Genomic DNA, 20,462 nt, shown 5'->3' with positions numbered 1-20,462 from the left:
GTCAGGCGACGTCGGCAGCCAGCGGCTGGCCGAAGCGCTTTTCAATGTAGTTTTCGACGAGCTGATGGAACTCGTTGGCGATATTGTCGCCGCGCAGCGTGAGGGCCTTTTCGCCGTCGATGAAGACCGGTGCCGCAGGCGCCTCGCCCGTGCCGGGCAGGCTGATGCCGATGTCGGCGTGCTTGCTCTCGCCAGGGCCGTTGACGATGCAGCCCATGACGGCCACCTTCAGCGTCTCCACGCCCGGATATTTCTTGCGCCAGACCGGCATCTGCATGCGCAGGTAGTCGTCGATCTGCTTGGCAAGCTCCTGGAAGGTGGTGCTGGTGGTACGGCCGCAGCCCGGGCAGGCGGTGACGCTCGGCACGAACACGCGCAGGCCGAGCGCCTGCAGGATCTCGGAGGCAATCACCACCTCCTGCGTGCGCGACTCGCCCGGCTGCGGCGTGAGCGACACGCGGATCGTGTCGCCGATGCCCTCCTGCAGCAGGATCGACAGCGCCGCGGCCGACGCCACGGTGCCCTTGGTGCCCATGCCGGCCTCGGTGAGGCCCAGGTGCAGCGGATAGTCGCAGCGGCGGGCCAGTTCACGGTAGACCGAGATCAGGTCCTGCACGCCGCTCACCTTGCACGAAAGAATGATCTGGTTGCCGGCCATGCCCATCGACTCGGCCAGCCTGGCGGACTCGATGGCAGAGGTGATCAGCGCCTCGTACATCACCTGCTTGGCGTCCCAGGGCTCGGCCCGCCGGCTGTTGGCGTCCATCAGGCTGGCGAGCAGCTCCTGGTCGAGGCTGCCCCAGTTGACGCCGATGCGCACGGGCTTGTTCCAGCGCATGGCGGCGTCGATCATCTGGCCGAACTGCCTGTCCTTCTTGTCGCCCTTGCCCACGTTGCCGGGGTTGATGCGGTACTTGCTCAGCGCCTCGGCGCAGGCCGGATAGTCGGTCAGCAGGCGGTGGCCGTTGTAGTGGAAATCTCCCACCAGCGGCACGTCGATGCCCATGCGGTCGAGCTGCTCGCGGATGTAAGGGACCTGCGCGGCGGCCTCGGGCGTGTTGACCGTGATGCGGACCATCTCGGAGCCGGCCTGGGCCAGCTCCTTCACCTGGATCGCCGTGCCGATGGCATCGACGGTGTCGGTGTTGGTCATCGACTGCACGCGCACCGGGGCGTCGCCGCCCACGGTGACCACGCGCGGCCCCCAGACCACGCTGGCCTGGCGCGAGCGGCGGGCCTTGGGAGCCGCGGCCTCGATCGGAACGGGAAGGCAATTGCCAGTGGAGGTCACGACTTCACCTCGAAACGCGCCACGCCACCACCCTTGGTGAAGGGCTTCAGGTCAAAGGGCTGGCCACGGACCTGCACGTCGACGCTCGAAGCGCGGCCGACCACGACCGACAGCGGCAGCGTGCCCGACAGCCCCACCGTTTCGCCTGCCTGCAGGCTGCGGCGCAGCAACTGCTTGCCGCCGGCTTCGGTCACGGTGATCCAGCATTCCTCGCGAGCCACGAAGACCAGCTGCTGGCTGCTCGAGGCTGCAGCCACGGGCGTGGCCGCAGGTGCAGCTGCTGCCGTGGCAGCCGGCGCGGCAGCGGTAGCCGCGGGCGCACCGGAAGCAGGCGCCGCGGCCGGAGCCTCGCTGGCCACCGGACCACTGGGCGCCACGGCCTGTGTGGGCACGGTTTCGGCCACGGATCCGCCGGCCGAGGCCGGACCGTTGGTGGACGGCGATTCCGCACCGGAATCGCCGCGCGCCGCAAGGCGCGACACGGAAGCGCCGAGCTGGTCGAACACCGACTGCGGCAGCCAGAACAGCGCACCCGCGCCGATCAGCAGCAGCAGCACGACGATCAGCAGCGGCCGCGAAGGCAGCCCGCTGGAGCGGCCGTTGCCGTTCCAGCGCGGCGTGCCCGAATTGATGTTCGAGCGGAGGGTGCGGTCGGTTTCGGCGAGCGACACCTTCTGCGTGCTGGGCAGCTTCGCGAGCACAGGGGCCGGGTCGATGCGCAGGGCGCGGCAGACGCTGCTGGCCAGTGCGCGGGCGAAGACCGGGTCGGGCAACGAGGCGATGTCGTCCGCCTCGAGCGCCATGAGCTTCTGCGGCGGGACCTTCAGGGCCGCGGCCACCATCTCGATGTGCAGGCCGTGGGCCTCGCGCGCCTCGCGCAGCAGGTCACCGGCCGTCTTGTTCGCGATATCGCCAGCTTCCAGTGGCAATGCTGCGGAAGTGCCGAACTCCGAAACCCGATCAGTCATTGAAATTCCCGCGCTCGTACGCTGTTGTCTCCCGCGACTGGGGGAAGCGTCGTTGCAGTTGGCCTCCCAACTGCGCGACTGCCTCGCGGTTGTTCAGCTTACGTTCGATCTTGATGCCCAGCCAGAGCGTCTCTGCGCTGGCCGCGGCGCTGTTGTTGACGCGGCGGATGTAGAACTGCGCGCGCGACCATTCCTCGCGCTGCGCCAGCACGGAAGCCAGGTTGAAGGCGACCACCGGGTTGCTGGCGTCGATCTCGTAGGCCTGCATGAGGGTGCGCTCGGCCTTGTCGCGCTGGCCGGCCTTGAGCTCGCACACGCCCTGTGTCATGAGCGTCTTGGCGCGCTCGGTGTAGGTCGGTACGGCCAGGGCCTCGCCGAACTGGGCGGCCGCGTCGCCATAGCGGTTCTGCTGGCACAGCAGCCAGCCATAGTTGTGGCGCGTGTTCGGGTCGCGCGGATTGATCGCGATGGCACGGCGGAAGCTGTCTTCGGCCAGGGCGGCGTCGTCGAGCCGCATGTAGACCAGGCCGCGCAGGTTGTAGGCGTCGGCGTTGTTCGGGTCGGCGGCCAGCGCCTGCTTGATTTCGTCGAGCGCGACGGTGGTCTGGCCGTGCTCGAAGTAGCCGGCGGCCAGTTCCATGCGCAAGCGCGCGCGGCGCTGGCGGCTGGACTCGTCGGACTCGGTGACGATCTCGGTGCCCTTGGACGAGTTGCTGCTGTCGGCCAGGCTGGTGGTGGTGGTGCGCGTGCTCACGCAGCCCCCAAGCAGCAGCGACACGGCGACGCCCGCGAAACCCACCGTCAGCATCCGCTGCACGTTCGCGGTCGTCATCGAAATGGCCATGCTCATCGGTTCAATGCTCCTGGGAGGCGGTCTTGCGGACCGGATGCAAAACAACGGGGCGCTGCTCGGCCGCACGGCGCTGCGCCATGCGCTCGGCCGCGCGGGTACGGTCCTTGACGTCGCCGGCGAGCTGGCCGCAGGCGGCATCGATGTCGTCGCCGCGCGTCTTGCGCACGGTGGTCACGAGACCGGCCTCGCTCAGCGCCTTGGCGAACGCCAGGACGCGCGGCTGCGGCGAACGCAGCAGGCCCGAGGCCGGAAACGGGTTGAACGGGATCAGGTTGAACTTGCACGAGATGCCGTGCCTGCGCACCAGTTCGACCAGTTGGCGTGCATGCTCCGGCTGGTCGTTCACGCCGTCGAGCATGCAGTACTCGAAGGTGATGAAGTCGCGCGGGGCATGGGCCAGGTAGCGCTTGCAGGCCTCGATGAGTTCGTCGATCGGGTACTTGCGATTCAGCGGAACGAGGTCGTCGCGCAGCGGATCGTTGGGCGCGTGCAGCGAAACCGCGAGCGCCACGGCGCAATCGGCGCCGAGGCGGTCGATCATCGGCACCACGCCCGAGGTCGACACCGTCACGCGGCGGCGCGACAGCCCGTAGGCGTTGTCGTCGAGCATGGTGCGCAGCGCTGGCACGAGCGCCGAGTAGTTCTGCAGCGGCTCGCCCATGCCCATCATCACCACGTTGGAAATGACGCGCTCGTCGCGCTTGAGGTGCTTGCGAAGGAAGTGTTCGGCAAACCAGAGCTGGGCGACGATCTCGCCCGTGCTGAGGTTGCGGCTGAAGCCCTGATGCCCCGTCGAGCAAAAGCGGCAACCGACCGCACAGCCGGCCTGGGACGACACGCAAAGAGTGCCGCGGTCGTCCTCGGGAATGAATACGGCTTCGACGGCATTGCCGTCACCGACGTCGAACAGCCACTTGATCGTGCCGTCCCTGGATTCGTGCTGCGTGATGACCGGCAGGGCCTCGACGCGAGCGGTGGTCGCGAGCTTCTCGCGCAGCGACTTCGCCAGATCTGTCATCTGGGTGAAGTCGCTGGCGCCACGCTGGTGGATCCAGCGGAACAGCTGCGTGGCGCGGAATTTCTTCTCGCCGAGTTTTTCGCAGAACGCAGCCAACCCCTCGAGATCGAAATCGAGCAGATTGGCCGTGGTCATGGAATCGGGGCGAGATCCGGGTTTCAGCGTGCGTAGACGTTGAGGCCGGCGAAGAAGAAGGCCACTTCGTTCGCGGCGGTTTCGGGAGCGTCCGAACCGTGAACGGCGTTGGCGTCGATGCTGTCGGCGAAGTCGGCGCGGATGGTGCCGGCGGCTGCCTTCTTGGGGTCCGTGGCGCCCATCAGGTCACGGTTCTTGGCGATGGCGTTCTCGCCTTCGAGCACTTGCACGAACACGGGACCCGAGATCATGAATTCGACGAGGTCCTTGAAGAAGGGACGCTCCTTGTGCACGGCGTAGAACTGCTCGGCTTCGTTGCGCGACAGGTGCACCAGCTTGGCGGCGACGATCTTCAGGCCGGCGGCCTCGAAGCGGGAAACGATCTTGCCGATGACGTTCTTGGCAACTGCGTCGGGCTTGATGATGGAAAGGGTACGTTCGATAGCCATTGAAATGCTTCCTGGAGCTTTGATTTTGAAGTGTTTTGTCACAACTGCAACGAGTTTGTTGCGTCACATGTCGACAAAGCCTCTGATTTTAACCGGCGCAGCCTTGCGGATTGGTGAAAACCCCGCGAAAGGCCGCGCTGAGACGGCAGACTTTCAGCGCCCGCGGCGGCGTCCGCCGCCCTGGCCTGCGAAGCCGCCCCCGCCCCCGCCGCCTCCGCGGCGCTGACCTCCTCCGCGCTGCTCCTTGCGCTGGCGCGAGAAGCTGTCGGCGCCGATGTAGCCCAGCGAGGTCTTCATCGGATCGGGCTGATTGCCACCGCCACCCTGCTGCTGGCGATCGCCGCTCTGGCGGTTGCCGTTGCCGCGGCGTCCCTGCCCCTGGGGCTGCCCGCCGCCACGGTTGGAACGTCCTCCCCGCTCGCCGCGCGGCGGACGGCCGTCGCCAAGCGGATTCGGGATCGGCGCCTCGCGCCCGCCGTCGTCACGCGCTTCGCGCATGTCGCGCGGCTGCTGCTGGCCGCCGCCGTTGCGATTGCCACGGCGCTTCTTGTTGCGGCCGCCGCGGCCGTTGCCGCCACCGCCCTCCTGCCCCGGGCCACGCTGCTGCTGGCCCGGACGGGCGACCGCGCCACCCGAGGCCTGGAACAGCGCGCGGATGTCGCGGTCGTCGAGTTCCATCCAGGCGCCGCGCTTCAGGCCGCGCGGCAGCACCATCGCGCCGTAGCGGATGCGGATCAGCCGGCTGACCGCGTGGCCCACGGACTCGAACAGCCGGCGCACCTCGCGGTTGCGGCCTTCGGAGATCGTCACGCGATACCAGCAGTTGGAGCCTTCGCCGCCACCGTCCTCGATGGCACCGAACTGCGCCATGCCATCGTCGAGGCGCACGCCGTCCAGCAGCTTCTGCTTCTCTTCGGCGGTGAGCGCACCCAGCACGCGCACCGCGTACTCGCGCTCCAGGCCGAAGCGAGGGTGCATGAGCTGGTTGGCCAGGTCGCCGGAGCTGCTGAACAGCAGCAGGCCCTCGGTATTCAGGTCGAGACGGCCCACCGACTGCCACTTGCCCTGCTGCAGGCGCGGCAGCTTGCGGAACACGGTCGGGCGGTTCTGCGGATCGTCATGCGTGACCACCTCGCCCACGGGCTTGTGATAGGCGATCACGCGCGGCGGCGGTGGCGCGATGCGATAGCGGATCGGCTTGCCATTGATCTTGACCTGGTCGCCGTACTGGATGCGCTGGCCGATGTGGGCCGGCTCGTTGTTGACGGAAATGCGGCCCTGCAGGATGAGCTGCTCCATTTCGAGCCGCGAGCCCAGGCCGGCCTGCGCCAGCACCTTGTGCAGCTTGGGCGAATCGGCCTCAGGGAGCAGCACGCGCTTGAGCGGCGGGACTTCGGGGCTTTCCTCGTCGGCGTCGAACTGGCCGGAGATGACGTCCGCGAAGCGGATCGGCTCCGGCGGCGGCGCGTTGCGCTGCTCGCGCTCGGCGGCGCGGCGGGCGCGGTCGAGGTCGTCCTCTTCCTCGTCCGGCTCTTCGTCTTCCTCGTCTTCGTCACGGGAGTCGTCGTCGCGGTCATCGAGGCGCTCGGCCCGATGCGCCTCGACAGGCTCCGGATCACGCACCACCTCCGCGACGACTGCAACAGGCGACTCTTCGACGACGGCCGCGACAACTTCCGGCTCGCCCACTTGCCGGGGCGCCTCCGCCACCGGCGCGGCCACGGCCTCGGCCTCGGTTTCGGGCGCAACCTGCTCGACCACCTTCTTCTTGCGTGGTGCACGCGGCTTCTTCGGTGCCTCGACTTCTGCCTCGGCCGGCGCTACCGCCTCGACTGCATCGACCACCTTCCTGGCCGGGGTCGCCCTTTTCTTCTTCTTGACTTCGGGCTCGACCGGCAGCATCGCTGCGTCTTCGGTGTCGGTTGTGCTCATGAGGTTTTTCCGGGGGAGGGAGCGTCAGGGTCGGTCTCGTCCTCGGACGGGGCATCGGGCTCTGACGCGGGTTCTTGTTCTGGCTCGGCGGGGGCAGATTCGGCGCCCGCTTCGTTCTCGGCGAACTGTGCCTGGGCGGCCTCGATCGCTTCGGCAGCTTCGGCTGCCTTGACTGCTTCCACGACTTCGGGCGCGGTGTCGACGACCGCGGGCTCCCGGGCAGGCATCTCCGGCGCTTCAGCCGTCTCGGCAACGGCTTCTTCGCCTTGTTGCGCAGCAGCAATCTCGGCGTCCGCCGCCGGCACGCCGGCCAAGGAGAGTTCCAGCTCCGCCGATCCGGACGCATCTGCATCGCCCTCCGGCGCCGCGTCGATCGGCAGCCCCTGCTGCTCGCCCGAGGCCTGCTCGAGCGCGTCGACCAGCGCCGCCTGCTGCGCGGGTGTCTCGATCAGCGGCAGCTGGTCGAGCGAGGCCAGGCCCAGGTCGTCGAGGAACTGGCGCGTGGTCGCGTAGAGCGCCGGGCGGCCGACCGTTTCGCGATGGCCGATGACCTCGACCCAGCCGCGATCTTCCAGCTGCTTGAGGATCAGCGAGTTGATCGTCACGCCGCGGATGTCTTCCATGTCGCCGCGCGTGGCGGGCTGTCGGTAGGCGATGATGGCCAGCGTCTCGAGCGCCGCGCGCGTGTAGCGCGGCGGCTTTTCGGGATGCAGGCGATCGAGGTGGTCGCGCATTTCCGGCCGGCTCTGGAAGCGCCAGCCGCTGCCGACGCTCACCAGCTCCAGGCCACGTTGCGCCCAGTCTTCCTGCAGTTCGAGCAGCAGCGCCTTGATGGTGTCCGCACCCAGCTCGTCGTCGAACAGCACGCGCATATCGCGCACCGGCAACGGCTGGCTCGAACAGATCAAGGCGGTTTCGAGAATGCGCTTGGCATCCGCCGTATTCATGGTTCGCGTTATCCGGGAAAAGGCGCCTGGGGGCGCTTGTTCAGATGGATGGAAGGAGTAGGCGCTGCAGGCACGCGGCGAATGCAACGCAAGGCCGGTCTCGGGCGACCGGCGCGGCCCTCGGGCCGTCAGGCGCGATTGTAATCCAGCCCCCAGGCCTGCAAAGCCTGGACGAGGTCCCCCGGCAACGGCGAGCGGAACTCCAGCGCCGCTTGCGTGACGGGATGCACGAAGGCCAGCCTGAATGCATGCAGCGCCTGCCGCGACAGCCCCGCGGCCGGCGCGCCGCCGTAGAGCGCGTCGCCCACCAGCGGATGGCCGATGGAGGCCATATGCACGCGGATCTGGTGGGTGCGCCCGGTTTCGAGCGTGCAGCGCACGGCACAACCCTCGGCGTTGCTGTCGAGCCGCTCGATCAGCGTGCGGGCGGTCTTGCCCGCATGGCGCTCCAGATCGACCACCGCCATGCGCAGCCGGTTGCGCGGATCGCGCCCGATGGGGGCGTCGACATGCCGTGCAGGGGCGCCCTCCCACTGCCTGTGGCCGATGGCCAGGTACTGCCGCTTGACCTCGCGCGCGGCGATCAGCGCCACCATCGCATCCATGGCGGGGCGCGTGCGCGCCACCACCATCAGGCCGCTGGTATCGCGGTCGAGCCGATGCACTATGCCGGCACGCGGCAGCAGCACCGCCTTGGGGTCGAGCGCCAGCAGGCCGTTCAGCAGCGTGCCGCTCCAGTGCCCCGGTGCCGGGTGCACCACGAGGCCGGCGGGCTTGTCGACGATGCGCAGATGCTCGTCCTCGTACACGGTGACGATGTCCATCGCCTCCGGCCGGAAGGCCTGGCTCTGGGGCGTGGGGCGCAATTCGATGCGCCCGGACTGCCCCGCCTTCACCGGCGCCGAGGCCTTTGTGACGGTGCGCCCCTGCAACTCGACGACGCCTGCCTCGATCAGCTGCTGCAGATAGCTGCGGGAAAACTCGGGCACCAGCGCCGCCAGGGCCCGATCGAGCCGCTGGCCGTGCTGGGCCGGGTCGATGACGAAGGGCCGCTGCTCGCTGGCCTCGGCCGGGTCGGCGCCCTCTTCGTGCTCGGCCACCTCCGGGCTGTCGGGGATATTGCCCAGAGGGTCGGTCGATATAATTGAGGGCAACTGTTTCACGAAAGCCGTATGTGATGATTCGCGCCAAATTATCGGTCCCCGCCTGGATCGCGCTCAGCGCGGCGGCTCTGCTGGCAGCTGGCTGCTCGTCGACCCCGACCGCCGACAAGACCGCCACCTGGAGCCCCAACCGCATCTATTCGGAAGCCAAGGACGAGGCCGGATCGGGCGCCTACGACAAGGCCATTCCGCTCTACGAGAAGCTCGAAGGCCGCGCAGCCGGCACCCCGCTGGCCCAGCAGGCACAGCTGGAAAAGGCCTACGCCCAGTACAAGTCCGGAGAGAAGGCGGCCGCCATCGCCACCGTCGACCGCTTCATGAAGCTGCACCCGGCGAGCCCGGCCATGGACTACGCGCTCTACCTCAAGGGCGTGATCAACTTCAACGACGACCTCGGCATGTTCGCGTTCCTGACGCGCCAGGACCTCTCGGAGCGCGACCAGAAGGCCGCCAAGGAATCGTTCGAGGCGTTCAAGGACCTGGCCACGCGCTTCCCCGACTCGCGCTATGCCCCCGACGCACGCCAGCGCATGAACTACATCGTGAACTCGCTCGCGCAGTACGAGGTTCACGTGGCGCGCTACTACTACACGCGCGGCGCCTACCTGGCGGCCATCAACCGCGCCCAGGTCGCGCTGGCCGACTACCGCGAAGTGCCGGCGCTCGAAGAAGCCCTGTACATCATGGTCAAGTCGTACGACGCACTCGGCATGAAGGATCTGCGCGACGACGCCCAGCGCGTGCTGACCACCAACTACCCGCAGAGCACCTTCCTCGCCAACGGCTTCAAGGGCAAGGACGACCCGTGGTGGAAGGTCTGGTAAGCCAGACGACCTTCCTGAACCGGTAGGGCCGCAAGCGCCCTGCCGAAGCCTCCCGCTCAGTTCCTGAGCGCCTCCAGCGCGGCATCGAAATCGGTTTCGTTCTCGAGCCGCCGCATCGGAGGCAAGGCCGCCAGCAGACGGCGGCCATAGCCCATCGCCACCAGCCGCGTATCGCAGATCGCCAGCACGCCGCTGTCGGTCTCGCGCCTGATCAGGCGCCCCGCACCCTGCTTGAGCGCCACCGCCGCCTCGGGCAGCGAATAGTCGGCGAACGAACTGCGCCCCTGCGCCTCCAGCCGCTGCGAGCGCGCCTCGACCAGCGGATCGTTGGGCGGCGGAAACGGCAGCTTGTCGATCACCACCAGCTGAAGCACGTCTCCCGGTGCATCGAACCCCTCCCAGAACGACGCCGACGCCACCAGCACGCAGCCCGCGCGCCCGGCGCTCGAGCCTTCGCGGAAGCGGTCCATCAGCACGCGCTTGGGCAGTTCGCCCTGCACGAGTACTTCGGGCCGAACTTGTGTGTCGAGCAGTTCGAACTGCTGCCTCATCTCGTCGCCGATGGTGCGCAATGCGCGCAGCGTGGTCGTCAGCACCAGCGTGCGGCCGCCAAGCTCCGCCGCCCCGCGCGCCGCGAGCTGCGCGACGCGCTGGCTGTGCGACGGATCGTTGGGCTTGGGAAAGGCGCGAGGCACGTAGATCGCGGCCTGGGAGGCGTAGTCGAAGGGGCTCTGCACGCGCAGCACTTCGGCATCCTGCAGGCCGCAGGGCTCGGTGAACCAGCGCAGCGTGGGCTCGTCGCCCAGCGTGGCCGAGGTGAAGACCCAGGCGCGGCCGCCCTCTTCGTGTGCAGCGCCCGAACGCGCCGGCTGCTCGCCGTAGGCGTCCAGGCCGTCTTCCTGCTCGTCACCGTCGATCCCGGCCTCATCGGCCTCGCCGGCCTCGTCGGCGATCTTGAGCACCCGCTTGCGCATCGCATCGGCGATGTCCAGAGGCGATTCGATGAGCCGCAGTTGCGTGCCCACATCCACCCAGCGCACGGAATCGAGTTCGCACGGCAAGGCGAAGCGCGCGGTGCGTTTCGCGAGCTGGCGAGCCCGCTCGTGCAGCCGCACGAAGTCGGGCGAGATTTCGCTGACGGTGTCCAGCCCTTCCGCTGCCGCCCGGAATGCATCCAGCAGGTCGTCGAGCGCCCCCTGCCACGCCGCCGGGTCGATGCCCTCGGGCGACGGCCCCAGCCAGCGCAGCTTCGCGCCCGGCCATTGCTTGCCGACAACCAGCCGCAGATCGCGCGCGGCGCGCTCGGTGGTGGACACCAGCTGCTGCCAGTCGACCAGGCCGCGCGCATGCTGCAGGCCCGCGGCCAGCATGTCGTGCGCGAAGTCGAGCGCCTGGCCGGTTCCGAGCTGGGCGCCCAGGAACTGCACGCCGGTCTCGTTGAGTTGATGCGCCTCGTCGAACACCACCACGCTCACCGTCGGCAGCAGCTCCGCCATGCCGGTCTCGCGCACCGCGAGGTCGGCAAAGAAGAGATGGTGATTGATGACGACGATGTCGGCCGCCAGCGCCTCGCGCCGCGCCAGGTTGACGTGGCAGGGCTTGAACTGCGGGCATTGGGCGCCCAGGCAGTTCTCGCGCGTGGAGGTGATCAGCGGAATGAGCGGCGAGCGCTCGTCGAGCCCCGGCAGCTCGGCCAGGTCGCCGGTGCGCGTGGCCTTGGACCATTGCTCGATCTTGGCGAGCGTGCGCAGGCTGCCGCGCTCTGGCAGGGAAGCATCGTGGCGCGCCATGTCGAGCCGGTGCAGGCACAGATAGCTGGCGCGGCCCTTGAGCAGCGCCGTACGCACCGGCAGGCCGAAGGCTTCGACGAGACGCGGCAGGTCGCGGCCGAAGAGCTGGTCCTGCAGGGTCTTGGTGGCGGTGGAAAGCAGCACGCGCTCGCCGCTCAGGAGCGCCGGCACGAGGTAGGAAAAGGTCTTGCCGACGCCGGTGCCGGCCTCGACCACCAGCACACCGCCCTTGTCGATGGTGCGGGCCACGGCCATCGCCATCTCGGTCTGCCCCGAGCGTTCGCGGAACTGCTCCGCGGCGCGCGAAAGGCCACCGTCCTGCGCGAAGGCGTCGCGCACCTTGTCTTCGAGCGCCCCCGTCACGCCGGCTCTTTCGGATCGAGGATGTTTTCCAGGCGGGCGATCTGGTCGCGCAGCGCGAGGCGGCGCTTCTTGAGGCGCCGAAGCAGCAGCTCGTCCTGCGGCGAGCCTTCGGCCAGACGGTCGATGGTGGCATCGAGGTCTGCGTGCTCGATGCGCAGTTCGATCAGCTGGCGGGAAAGGGAGTGAAGATTGGAGTCCAACGGTGGGGAGCGCACGCCTGGTTTTCGCGCCGCATGTTCATTCGATAATACGTCCTGACACGAATCTCCGAGAAGACAGGAACCCGCGCTTCAGGCGCCCATTGCTTCATGACCCAAGGCTTTCGACTCGCAGCGGCCACCGGACTCCACAAGGGAGACCGCCCGTACCAGCAGGACCAGGTCCTGCTGATGAGCCACCCGCGCGTGCCCGGCTGCGTGCTGGGCGTTGTGGCCGATGGCATGGGTGGGCGCAGCGGCGGGCGCAAGGCCTCCGACCAGGTGCTCATGACGGCGCGCCAGCTCTTCACGCGCTACCAGCCCGGCAAGGAAGACCCGGAAGCCCTGCTCAAGCAGATCCTCGAGGACTCGCACACGGTCATCAAGCTCACCGCCGTTTCCGCCGAGCAGGAACCGCACAGCACGATCGCGGCCTTCCTCATGAACCCGAAGGGCGACTGCGCCTGGATCCACGCCGGCGATTCGCGCATCTATCACTTCCACGACGGGGAGCTGCTCAAGCGCACGCGCGACCACTCGTACGTGCAGGTGCTGATCGACCGGGGCCAGATCACCGAGGCCGAGGCCAACATCCATCCGCAGGGCAACATCCTGCTGGGCTGCCTGGGCATGACGACCACGCCACCGCCCATCGACCCCTACTACATCCCGAAGATGGCGCCGGGCGACCTGCTGATGGCCTGCAGCGACGGGCTCTGGCACTACTTCAGCCCCGAGGAACTGGCGAGCGTGCTCTATGCGCAGCCGCCGCGCGACGCGGTGGAAATCCTGGTGGGCGAAGCGCGCCGCCGGGCCCGGGGCACGGGCGACAACATCTCGATCGCGGTCCTGAAGCTCGATCCGCTGCCCGCTGCCGCCGCCTGAGCGCGGGCAGCGGGCGCCACCCTCTCTCTTTGCCTGTCAGGGCTTGGCCGGTCCCGGCTCGGAAGGCGGCGGGGGCAACGGCGCCCCGCGCGGCTTGTCGCGCTGCTGGGCGTTGCGCCGCTCGCGATCGGCCCTGTGTTCCGCTGCACGGCGCTGCTTCTCCTCGAAGCGCCGAACGGCCTCTGGCGCTTCGGCGCGACGCTGGGCTGCCTTGGCCTGCTCGTCGGCGTGCGACTGCTGCTTGGACTGGAACTGGCGCTCGCGCTCGGCAGCTTCGGCTGCCGTGGAGGCGCGGCTGGCCGCGTGGTCGGCGGCGCGCTGCTCGCGGTCCTTCTGGTTCTGGATGGATTGCTGCTGCTTCTCGGGCGTATCCACCGAGCGCTGCGTGCCCGCCTTTTCGTCGAGCTTCCTCAGCTCGGCCGCACCGCTGCGCTGGCGCTGGATGTCGTTGATCGCGGTTTCCTGCCGCTTGATGTTGTCCGTTTCGGCGCGGCGACGGGTACGGCTCTCGCGCAGGCAGTCTTCCACCGCGAACTTCTTGTAGCAGGCGGCCCGCTCCTCGACGTAGCGCTTCTCTATGGCCTCTCGCTCGGCCGACAGCCGGCGCTTCTCGGCGTCGAGGTCGGCGTTGCCCGCCGTGGCGTTGGACTGCGCCCACAGCGGCAGGCTGGCCAACGCCATGAACAGGGCAAGAACGATTTTTTTCATGTAAGTCGGGTATCGACGACGCGGCGTTCCAGGGCAAGGAACTCGCTCGATTGCATCTCGGTGAGCCGGGAGACCGTGCGCGGAAACTCATGCGACAGCGGGCCCTCGGTGTACAACGCCTCGGGCGGAACCTCAGCCGACATGATGAGCTTGCATCGCCGGTCGTACAAGACGTCGACCAGCCATGTGAAACGGCGTGCTTCGGAAGCCATGCGCACCGGCATGTGCGGCACGTCGGACAGCAGGATGGTGTGAAACTGGCTCGCGATCTCCAGATAGTCGTTCTGCGAGCGCGGACCACCGCACAGCGTCTTGAAATCGAACCAGACCACGCCGCCGGCCTTGCGCAGCGCGCGGATCTCGCGCTGCTCGATGTGCAGGATCGGGTTCTCGTCCGCCGTCTCGGCGAGCTTCTCGAAGGCCTTGCGCATCTCCTTCTCGGCCGCCGCGTCGTTGGGCGTGAGATACATGCGCAGCTGCTCCAGCGTGCGACGCCGGTAGTCGGTGCCGTTGTCCACGCTCAGCACCTCGAGCTTTTCGTTCAGCAGCTCGATGGCAGGCAGGATGCGGTCGCGGTGAAGGCCGCCCGGATACAGGTCGTCGGGCTTGAAGTTCGAGGTGGTGACGAACCCCACGCCGTTGTCGAAGAGCGACACCAGCAGGCGATGGAGAATCATCGCGTCGGTGATGTCCGCCACGTGGAACTCGTCGAAGCAGATCAGCTTGTAGCGCTTCGAGATGCGCAGCCCCAGTTCGTCGAGCGGGTTCACCGTGCCCTGCAGCTCGCGCAGCTCGCGGTGCACCTCGCGCATGAACTCGTGGAAGTGCAGGCGCGTCTTGCGCCGCAGCGGCACGGCGTTGAAGAACAGGTCCATCAGGAAGCTCTTGCCCCGCCCGACGCCGCCGTACATGTAGACGCCGCGCGGGAGCTCCGGCCTGTTGATGAACTTCTTCAGCGCATTCGAGCGCTGGGCCTTGTACTCGGCCCATTCGCTGGCGCAGCGATCCAGCGCCTCCACGGCGCGCAGCTGCGCGGGATCGCTCTTGAACCCGCGCGCAGCGAGTTCCGCCTCGTAGGCCTGTTTGACGCTGGTCAAGAGATCGGTGGGATCAGAAGTTCAGCGTGCGCTTGTCCACGGCGAGTGCCGCTTCCTTCGTGGCTTCCGACAGCGACGGGTGCGCGTGGCAGATGCGCGCGATGTCCTCGGCGCTGGCCTTGAACTCCATCGCCACCACGGCTTCGGAGATCAGCTCGCTGGCCTGCGGGCCCACGATGTGCACGCCCAGGATCTCGTCGGTCGCGGCGTCGGCCAGGAACTTGACCATGCCGGTCGTGTCGCCCAGCGCGCGTGCGCGGCCGTTCGCGAGGAACGGGAAGGTGCCGGCCTTGTAGGCGCGGCCCGAAGCCTTGAGCTGCTGCTCGGTCTGGCCCACCCACGCGATCTCTGGGCTGGTGTAGATCACCCAAGGGATCGTGTTGAAGTTGACATGGCCGTGCTGGCCGGCAATGCGCTCGGCCACGGCAACGCCCTCTTCCTCGGCCTTGTGCGCCAGCATCGGGCCACGCACCACGTCGCCGATGGCCCACACGTTGGGCAGGTTGGTCTTGCACTCGTCGTCCACCGCGATGGCGCCGCGCTCGTCGAGCTTCAGGCCCACGGCTTCAGCGTTCAGGCCGATGGTGTTGGGCACGCGGCCGATCGACACGATCAGCTTGTCGACTTCCAGCGTCTGGGCCTCGCCCTTGGCGTCGGTCCAGGCAACGCTCACGCCATTCTTCGACGACTTGATCTCGCCGACCTTCACGCCGAGTTCGATCTTGAGCTTCTGCTTGTCGAAGGCCTTCTTGGCTTCCTTCGCGATCTGCTCGTCCACCGCGCCGAGGAAGGTCGGCAGTGCCTCGAGCACCGTGACTTCAGCGCCGAGGCGACGCCACACCGAGCCCATTTCCAGGCCGATGACACCCGAGCCGATCAGGCCCAGCTTCTTGGGCACCGCGCCGATGCGCAGCGCACCGTCGTTCGAGAGGATGTTCTCCTCGTCGAACGGCGTGCCCGGCAGCGCGCGGGCGTTGGAACCCGTGGCCACGATGATGTGCTTGCCGACGATCGACTCTTCGGCGGCGCCGGCCACCTTGATCTCGTAGCCGCCGGCGTCCGCCTTCACGAACGAGCCGCGGCCATGGAAGAACGAAATCTTGTTCTTCTTGAAGAGGTACAAGATGCCGTCGTTGTTCTGCTTCACGACCTGGTCCTTGCGGGCCAGCATCTTGTCGATGTCGAGGCCCAGGCCTTCGACCTTGATGCCGTGGTCGGCGAAGTGGTGGCCGGCCTGCTCGAAGTGCTCAGACGACTGCAGCAGCGCCTTCGAGGGAATGCAGCCCACGTTGGTGCAGGTGCCGCCCGGTGCGGGGCCGCCCTTGCCGTTCTTCCACTCGTCGATGCAGGCGACGTTGAAGCCGAGTTGCGCGGCGCGGATGGCAGCGATGTAGCCGCCAGGGCCGCCGCCGATGACGATCACGTCAAATTGTTTGGACATAGGTTCTTTCGTAATTCGGTGTACCGCCTTCCGCCACGGCCGCGCGAAGCGCAGGTCATCTCGGAGGCACCCGCGGAACCGGCTTTGCCGGGCCGCCGGATGCGCCCCCTCGAGGGGGGAGGCGGCTACACGAAGTGAGCAAGCAACGGGGGTGGGTCAGATATCGAACAGCAGGCGCGACGGATCCTCGAGCGCTTCCTTCATGGCGACCAGGCCCAGCACGGCTTCGCGGCCGTCGATGATGCGGTGGTCGTAGCTCATCGCCAGGTAGTTCATCGGACGGACCACGATCTGACCGTTCTCGACCACGGCGCGGTCCTTCGTGGCGTGCACGCCGAGGATGGCCGACTGGGGCGGGTTGATGATCGGGGTCGAGAGCATCGAGCCGAAAGTGCCGCCGTTCGAGATGGAGAACGTGCCGCCGGTCATCTCTTCGATGCCCAGCTTGCCGTCCTGTGCCTTCTTGCCGTATTCGGCGATCTTCTTCTCGATGTCGGCGAAGCTCATCTGGTCGGCATTGCGCAGGATCGGCACCACCAGGCCGCGCGGCGAACCGACGGCGATGCCGATGTCGAAGTAGCCGTGGTACAGGATGTCGTTGCCGTCCACCGAGGCGTTGAGCACCGGGTACTTCTTGAGGGCATGCACGGCAGCCTTCACGAAGAAGGACATGAAGCCGAGCTTCACGCCGTGTTCCTTGGTGAAGCTGTCCTGGAAGCGCTTGCGCAGTTCCATGACGGGCGCCATGTTGACTTCGTTGAAGGTCGTCAGGATGGCGTTGGTCGACTGCGACTGGATCAGGCGCTCGGCGATGCGGGCGCGCAGGCGGCTCATCGGCACGCGCTGCTCGGGGCGCTCGCCCAGGTCGGGGGCGCTGGCGGGAGCGGCGACCTGCGGCAGTGCAGGCTTGGCGGCCGGCACGGCGATGGTGGCGGCAGGTGCTGCAGGCTTGGCGCCCGAGGCGACTGCGGCGAGCACGTCGCCCTTGGTCACGCGACCGTCCTTGCCGGTGCCGGCCACGTCGCCCGTCTTCAGGTTGTTGTCGGCCAGCAGCTTGGCGGCGGCGGGCATCGCGACGTCGGCCTTCGAGCCGCCGGTGGCTGCAGCAGCCGCTGCGGGAGCAGCCGCGGGCGCCGGGGCCGCCGCGGCGGCGGGTGCCGCTGCGGGAGCGGCCGCGCCGGCCTTGCCTTCGGTGTCGATCTTGGCGATCAGCTGGTCGGCGACCACGGTGGCACCGTCGGGCTGGATGATTTCGGCCAGCACGCCGGCCGAGGGAGCGGGCACTTCGAGCACGACCTTGTCGGTCTCGATCTCGATCAGGATTTCATCGACGGCGACGGCTTCGCCGGCCTTCTTCTTCCAGGTGAGCATGGTGGCTTCGGCCACGGATTCGGAAAGCTGGGGGACTTTGACTTCAACGATAGACATTTGGAGTGGGCTCCGATTTGTTCTTCAGGGTGTTCGTGTGAAAGAGGACAGGTTTACTTGGTCAGCACGAAGCCCTTGAGCTTGGCGAACGCGCCGTCGACCAGCGCCTTCTGCTGTTCCTGGTGCAGGTGCGAGTAGCCCACCGCCGGCGATGCCGAGGCGGCACGGCCGGAATAGCCGAGCTTCTGGCCTTCCTGCATGTTTTCGTGGATGTAGTGCTGCACGAAGAACCAGGCGCCCTGGTTCTGCGGTTCGTCCTGGCACCACACCACGTCGACGAGATTCGGGTACTTCTTGATCTCGGCGGCGAATGCCTTGTGCGGGAACGGATAGAGCTGCTCGACGCGGATGATCGCCACGTCGTCGGCTTCCTTCTCCTCGCGCTTCTTGGCCAGGTCGTAGTAGACCTTGCCCGAGCAGGCGATCAGGCGCTTGACCTTCTCGGCCTTCAGGTCGCGGCTGTCGGGGATCACGGTCTGGAAGCCGCCCTTGACGAACTCGGACAGCGGGGAGGTCGCGTCCTTGTTACGCAGCAGCGACTTCGGCGTCATGATGATCAGCGGCTTGCGCAGGCTGCGCACCATCTGGCGGCGCAGCACGTGGAAGATCTGGCTGGCCGTGGTGGGCTGCACGATCTGCATGTTGGCGTCGGCAGCCAGCTGCATGAAGCGCTCCAGACGAGCCGAGCTGTGCTCGGGGCCCTGGCCTTCGTAGCCGTGCGGCAGCATCATGGTGATGCCGTTGACGCGGCCCCACTTCACTTCGCCCGAGGCGATGAACTGGTCGATCACCACTTGCGCGCCGTTGACGAAATCGCCGAACTGCGCCTCCCAGATCACCAGGGTGTTCGGGTCGTTCGAGGCGTAGCCGTATTCGAAGGCCAGCACCGCTTCTTCCGAGAGGATCGAGTCGATGACGACGAACGGAGCCTGGTTGTCGGCCACGTTCTGCAGCGGCACGTAGGTGCCTTCGTCGAACTTCTCGCGGTTCTGGTCGTGCAGCACCGCGTGGCGGTGCGTGAAGGTGCCGCGGCCGGAGTCTTCACCCGACAGGCGCACCGGATAGCCGCTGGCCACCAGCGAGGCGAAGGCCATGTGCTCGCCCATGCCCCAGTCGACGTTGACGTCGCCGCGGCCCATGGCAGCGCGGTCGTCCAGCACCTTCTTCACCAGCGGGTGCACGGTGAAGCCTTGCGGCACGGTGGTGATCTTCTCGGCCAGCCGCTTCCACTCGGTGGTGGGGATGGCGGTGTCGCCGGCGTCGGTCCACTTCTTGTTGAGGAAGGGGCTCCAGTCGACCGCGTACTTGCTCTTGAAGTTGGTCAGCACCGGGTCGATGGTGTGCTTGCCGGCATCCATGGCGGCGCGGTAGGCCTTGACCATGTCGTCGCCGAGCGTCTCGCCCAGGCCTTGCGCGGCCAGCTTGTCCGCGTACAGGCGGCGGGTGCCGGGGTGCTGGGCGATCTTCTTGTACATCAGCGGCTGGGTGAGCGAGGGGGTGTCCTGCTCGTTGTGGCCCAGCTTGCGGTAGCAGACGATGTCGATGACCACGTCCTTGTTGAATTCCTGGCGGAACTCCAGCGCGAGCTGCATGCACAGCACCACGGCTTCGGGATCGTCGCCGTTCACGTGCAGCACCGGCGCGTCGATCATCTTGACGATGTCCGTGCAATACAGCGTCGAGCGGCTGTCGCGCGGGTCGCTGGTGGTGAAGCCGATCTGGTTGTTGATGACGATGTGGACCGTGCCGCCGGTGTAGTAGCCGCGGGTTTCGGCCAGCGCCAGCGTTTCCATGACCACGCCCTGGCCGGCGAAGGCGGCGTCGCCGTGCACGAGCACCGGCAGCACCGAGTCGCCTTCCTTGTCGCCGCGGCGGTCCATGCGGGCGCGCACCGAGCCTTCGACGACCGGGTTGACGATCTCGAGGTGGGAGGGGTTGAAGGCCAGCGACAGGTGCACCGGGCCGCCAGGGGTGCTGACGTCGGAGCTGAAGCCCTGGTGATACTTCACGTCGCCGCTGGGCAGCTCTTCGGGGGCGGTGTGGTCGAACTCGGCGAACAGGTCGGCAGGCATCTTGCCCAGCGAGTTCACCAGCACGTTCAGGCGGCCGCGGTGGGCCATGCCGATCACGATTTCCTGCACGCCCTTCTCACCGGCGCGGTTGATGAGTTCGTCCATCGCGACGATGAAGCTCTCGCCGCCTTCGAGCGAGAAGCGCTTCTGGCCGACGTACTTGGTGTGGAGGAAGCGCTCCAGGCCTTCGGCCGCGGTCAGGCGGTCGAGAACGCGCTTCTTCTGGTCGGCGTTCAGCTTGGGATTGGTGCGGGCGCTCTCGAGCTTCTGCTGCCACCAGCGCTTGTGGTTCTGGTCGGTGGTGTACATGTACTCGGCGCCGATGGTGCCGCAGTACGTTTCGCGCAGTGCGTTGAGCAGTTCGCGCAAGGACATGGTGTCCTTGCCGAAGAAAGTGTTGCTGGTGTTGAACACCGTCTCGAGGTCGGCGTCGGCGAAGCCGTAGAACGAGGGCTCGAGTTCAGGAATGGAGGGACGCTCGGCGCGCTTGAGCGGATCGAGGTCGGCCCAGCGGGCGCCGACGTTGCGGTAGGCGGCGATCAGCTGCTGTACCGCGGTGCGCTTGCGGCCGAGTTCGGAGTCGGCGCCGCTGGCCTGCACGACCTTGGTCGTGCCCTGCTTCGCGAGTTCGGCGAAGGCGTTGATGACCGGCTGGTGGGGGACGTCGCGGGTGTTCGTGCCGTCGGCGGCGGGAACGTTCTGCAGCGCGTCGAAGTACGAACGCCAGTTGTCGGGAACGCTGCCTGGGTTGGCGAGGTAGTTTTCGTACATTTCCTCGACGTACGGCGCATTGCCGCCGAAGAGGTACGTGTTGCCTTGATAGGCGGTGTACGCCGTGGGCGTAGAAGAATCGCTCATGATCCGCTGACCTTCGCTTCCCTGAGGGAAGCACTAGCTGGTT

Annotated in this window: 17 protein-coding genes; 2 read left to right on the top strand and 15 right to left on the bottom strand. The window is 67.5% G+C overall.

From position 1 onward, the window contains the following. Nucleotide 1 precedes the first annotated feature (1 nt). The 8 genes from ispG to ABL844_RS13835 all read right to left on the bottom strand — a co-directional run bounded on the left by ispG (nt 2) and on the right by ABL844_RS13835 (nt 8,747). On the bottom strand, nt 2-1,291 hold the full coding sequence (gene ispG / locus ABL844_RS13870; protein ID WP_418131644.1) for a flavodoxin-dependent (E)-4-hydroxy-3-methylbut-2-enyl-diphosphate synthase: 1,290 nt from the start codon (nt 1,289-1,291) through the stop codon (nt 2-4). After that, nucleotides 1,288-2,259: a helix-turn-helix domain-containing protein gene (locus ABL844_RS13865; protein WP_418131643.1), complete on the bottom strand. Its 972-nt coding sequence runs from the start codon at nt 2,257-2,259 to the stop codon at nt 1,288-1,290. The genes ispG and ABL844_RS13865 overlap by 4 nt, the downstream gene beginning before the upstream one ends. Next, nucleotides 2,252-3,109 (bottom strand): type IV pilus biogenesis/stability protein PilW, encoded by an 858-nt coding sequence (pilW, locus tag ABL844_RS13860; RefSeq protein WP_418131642.1) that lies wholly within the window; start codon nt 3,107-3,109, stop codon nt 2,252-2,254. The genes ABL844_RS13865 and pilW overlap by 8 nt, the downstream gene beginning before the upstream one ends. 4 nt (nt 3,110-3,113) lie before the next feature. Continuing rightward, nucleotides 3,114-4,265 carry a 23S rRNA (adenine(2503)-C(2))-methyltransferase RlmN gene (rlmN, locus tag ABL844_RS13855; protein ID WP_126018820.1) on the bottom strand — a complete coding sequence of 384 codons (1,152 nt, stop codon included), beginning with the start codon at nt 4,263-4,265 and terminating at the stop codon, nt 3,114-3,116. A gap of 23 nt (nt 4,266-4,288) precedes the next feature. Further along, entirely contained in the window at nt 4,289-4,714 is a 426-nt protein-coding gene (gene ndk, locus ABL844_RS13850) for a nucleoside-diphosphate kinase (protein WP_019653122.1), read from the bottom strand. A gap of 153 nt (nt 4,715-4,867) precedes the next feature. After that, entirely contained in the window at nt 4,868-6,646 is a 1,779-nt protein-coding gene (locus ABL844_RS13845; protein ID WP_418131641.1) for a pseudouridine synthase, read from the bottom strand. Next, complete coding sequence (scpB, locus tag ABL844_RS13840) at nt 6,643-7,593, bottom strand: SMC-Scp complex subunit ScpB (RefSeq protein ID WP_369658464.1); 951 nt, start codon at nt 7,591-7,593, stop codon at nt 6,643-6,645. The genes ABL844_RS13845 and scpB overlap by 4 nt, the downstream gene beginning before the upstream one ends. Nucleotides 7,594-7,721: 128 nt before the next feature. Then, nucleotides 7,722-8,747: an RluA family pseudouridine synthase gene (locus ABL844_RS13835; RefSeq protein ID WP_418120466.1), complete on the bottom strand. Its 1,026-nt coding sequence runs from the start codon at nt 8,745-8,747 to the stop codon at nt 7,722-7,724. 23 nt (nt 8,748-8,770) lie between these two features. Between ABL844_RS13835 and ABL844_RS13830 the strand changes: the two genes are divergently transcribed. Beyond that, a complete protein-coding gene (locus tag ABL844_RS13830; protein WP_126018814.1) occupies nt 8,771-9,580 on the top strand; it encodes an outer membrane protein assembly factor BamD in 810 nt (269 codons plus the stop codon). A gap of 56 nt (nt 9,581-9,636) precedes the next feature. Here the strand turns inward: ABL844_RS13830 and ABL844_RS13825 are convergent, their stop codons facing one another. Then, on the bottom strand, nt 9,637-11,733 hold the full coding sequence (locus tag ABL844_RS13825; protein ID WP_184638588.1) for an ATP-dependent DNA helicase: 2,097 nt from the start codon (nt 11,731-11,733) through the stop codon (nt 9,637-9,639). Further along, nucleotides 11,730-11,933, bottom strand: a complete 204-nt coding sequence (locus ABL844_RS13820) for a YdcH family protein (RefSeq protein ID WP_093201587.1) — start codon at nt 11,931-11,933, stop codon at nt 11,730-11,732. The genes ABL844_RS13825 and ABL844_RS13820 overlap by 4 nt, the downstream gene beginning before the upstream one ends. A 108-nt stretch (nt 11,934-12,041) precedes the next feature. Between ABL844_RS13820 and ABL844_RS13815 the strand changes: the two genes are divergently transcribed. Beyond that, entirely contained in the window at nt 12,042-12,815 is a 774-nt protein-coding gene (locus tag ABL844_RS13815) for a PP2C family protein-serine/threonine phosphatase (protein ID WP_126018808.1), read from the top strand. 36 nt (nt 12,816-12,851) lie between these two features. Here the strand turns inward: ABL844_RS13815 and ABL844_RS13810 are convergent, their stop codons facing one another. From ABL844_RS13810 to ABL844_RS13790, 5 genes are all read right to left on the bottom strand, one after another. Next, nucleotides 12,852-13,523: a hypothetical protein gene (locus ABL844_RS13810; protein ID WP_418125564.1), complete on the bottom strand. Its 672-nt coding sequence runs from the start codon at nt 13,521-13,523 to the stop codon at nt 12,852-12,854. Next, a complete protein-coding gene (gene zapE / locus ABL844_RS13805) occupies nt 13,520-14,620 on the bottom strand; it encodes a cell division protein ZapE (protein WP_184638592.1) in 1,101 nt (366 codons plus the stop codon). Before zapE ends, ABL844_RS13810 begins: the two co-directional genes overlap by 4 nt. Before the next feature lie 13 nt (nt 14,621-14,633). Further along, nucleotides 14,634-16,061: a dihydrolipoyl dehydrogenase gene (gene lpdA / locus ABL844_RS13800; RefSeq protein WP_418131640.1), complete on the bottom strand. Its 1,428-nt coding sequence runs from the start codon at nt 16,059-16,061 to the stop codon at nt 14,634-14,636. A 156-nt stretch (nt 16,062-16,217) separates the two neighbouring features. Beyond that, nucleotides 16,218-17,489, bottom strand: a complete 1,272-nt coding sequence (gene odhB / locus ABL844_RS13795; RefSeq protein WP_184638594.1) for a 2-oxoglutarate dehydrogenase complex dihydrolipoyllysine-residue succinyltransferase — start codon at nt 17,487-17,489, stop codon at nt 16,218-16,220. Nucleotides 17,490-17,542: 53 nt separating this feature from the next. Next, nucleotides 17,543-20,419, bottom strand: a complete 2,877-nt coding sequence (locus ABL844_RS13790; protein WP_369658468.1) for a 2-oxoglutarate dehydrogenase E1 component — start codon at nt 20,417-20,419, stop codon at nt 17,543-17,545. Nucleotides 20,420-20,462 lie beyond the last annotated feature (43 nt).

This window comes from Variovorax sp. 278MFTsu5.1, assembly GCF_048305045.1.
Classification (GTDB): Bacteria; Pseudomonadota; Gammaproteobacteria; order Burkholderiales; family Burkholderiaceae_C; genus Variovorax; species Variovorax guangxiensis.
The sequence above is the reverse complement of the archived record's forward strand: the minus strand, read 5'-3'. Positions and strand labels throughout refer to the sequence as shown.